1 protein-coding gene is annotated in these 2,372 nt (G+C 62.5%); it reads left to right on the top strand.

Annotated features, from left to right (window positions below; translation table 11 throughout):
* A partial coding sequence (locus IEX53_RS23515; RefSeq protein ID WP_188826593.1) for an autotransporter-associated beta strand repeat-containing protein occupies window positions 1–2,372 on the top strand: 2,372 nt, incomplete at both ends.

The raw sequence follows: 2,372 nt of genomic DNA on the forward strand, positions 1-2,372 counted from the left end.
ACTATACGGGCGGCACCGCGCAGACCTATTCCGGCAACATGACCGGCACGGGCAGCCTGGTGAAGGGGGGCACGGGTAATCTGGAGCTATCGGGCAATAACCAGTTTTCGGGCGGCCTCACCATCAATGCCGGCACGGTGACCGCCGGTTCGGCCGGCGCCTATGGCTCGGGCGTGCTGACGGTGAATAGCGGGGGCGTCGCCGATCTCAACGGCTACTCGATGACGGTGGGCGGGCTTGCGAGCGGCAACCCCAGCAGCGGCGAGATCAAGCTTAGCGACAACACCACCACCGGAACGACATCGACGCTGACGGTCAACCAGGCGACAGGCACCTTGAACTATTACGGCGCGATCACCGGCCCCGGCAGTCTTGTCAAGGAGGGCGCGGGCACGCTGACGCTGAGTGGAGCAAACACATTCTCCGGCGGTCTGACGGTTAACGCGGGAACCCTGAAGACCAGCATCAACAAAAACGCCCTTGGCACTGGGTTGCTTACGGTTACGGCCCCCGGCGCGGTCGACATCACCGTCAGCGGCACCAAAGTGGGCGGCATCCAAGGTGATGGCAAAATCGATGCCATCGGCGGTTTTATCGTGAGCCAAGATTTCGATACGGTCTTTTCCGGGGATATTATTGGCGCCAGTAGCAGTAGCTTTACAAAGCAGGGCACCGGCAATTTGACCCTATCTGGCGACAATCAGTTCCCGTACCTGATCATCAGTGAGGGTACCTTAACCGCCGGCAAGGCCGGTGCGTTTGGTGGGGGTCAGGTTACAGTTGCGGCTGGCGCGAAGGCGGATCTCGCTGGTTTTGATCAGACGTTTGTTGCTTTTGAGGGTGCCGGCAATGTCGATCTCGGTTCTGCTACGCTGACGGATCTTAATAATATCGGCAACAGGTTTCGCATCTACTCCGGCCTGATGTCCGGCAGCGGTGCCTTCGTTCTTAATGGCAAGACCGGCGGTGGTTTGACTTTTTCGAATAATAACACGTTCACTGGTGGCCTGACCGTGAACTCCGCCATCATGAAGGCTGGTATCGCGGGCACGGCGTTCGGCAAAGGCAAGCTCACGGTAATGAGCCCCGGCTCAGTCGATCTCGATAATTTCAATACGACAGTCTACGGGCTTACCGGCGATGGGGCCATCGCCTTGGGCAGCGCGGCGCTGACGGTTGACTATGCCGATACCGCTACGGCCGAGACCTATTCCGGCCAGATCACCGGCGGCGGCAGTTTCGTGAAGGAGGGCGCAGGCGCGCTGACGCTTTCGGGCAATAACCAGTATATTGGCGGGACGGTCGTGAACGAGGGCACCTTGATGGCCGGTTCCACCACAGCCTTCGGCGCGCAGACGAACATCCTCACCGTCGACGGCGGCACCGCTGATCTGGGCGGCTTCGACATCACTCTGGGCGGGCTTGATAGCAGCGCCAATGTCACCACCGGCACGGTCGCCATCGGCGGCAACACGCTGACCATCAACCAGGCCACCGCTTCCCTCGACTATTGGGGGGCGATCACCGGCACGGGCGCGCTCATCAAGCAGGGCTCCGGCGCCATGATCCTGTCCGGCGACAGTTCCGCCTTCACCGGGGCGACCACCGTCGGCGGCGGGATATTGCAGGTCGACGGCACGCTGGGGACGGCCGGGTCGTCGGTGGCGGTCAATACGGGCGCGACGCTGCAGGGCAAGGGCACCATCGGCGGCAATGCGACGGTGAATGACGGCGGCACGCTCTATTCCTACACCGACGCCGCCAATATTTCTAACAAGCTCACCATCGATGGGGGCCTCACCGTCGCGAACAACGGCACGCTGTCCTACAAATATGGCGCGTCGCCCGCCACCGACACCGAGGCGCTGATGGTGGATGTGAAGGGCAGTGCGATCTTCCAGGCGGGCTCGAAGGCCACCGTCACCGCCGACCCGGGCGTCGCCTTCGACCCCAATGCCGGCTGGGTCTATGGCCTGATGAAGTATAACGGCACCACGGCGGGAAGCGGCGCCGCCAATCTGGCGCTCGACCTCACCGCCCTCAACAACGGCGCTTATGGCGGCCAGTTCTTCGAGCAGACCTCGGTCGACGGCAGGATCAGCTTCGTCTTCGTTCCAGACAACGTGCACCTCAATTACTGGGATCCGACCGGCACAATCGGCGTCATCAACGGCGGATCCGGCACATGGTCTGGAGGGTCAGGCGACCGCAACTGGACGAATGTCTCCGGCACCGCCCCCCGCGGCCCCTTCGCCGCCAACGACGTGGCCATCTTCCAGGCCAATGGCGGCACGGTGACGGTCGACAACACGGCCGGGCCGATCGTCGTCGGGGGCATGGAATTCACCACCGACGGCTACGTCCTCGTCAGC

Source organism: Paramesorhizobium endophyticum (assembly GCF_014640615.1).
Taxonomy (GTDB): Bacteria; Pseudomonadota; Alphaproteobacteria; order Rhizobiales; family Rhizobiaceae; genus Paramesorhizobium; species Paramesorhizobium endophyticum.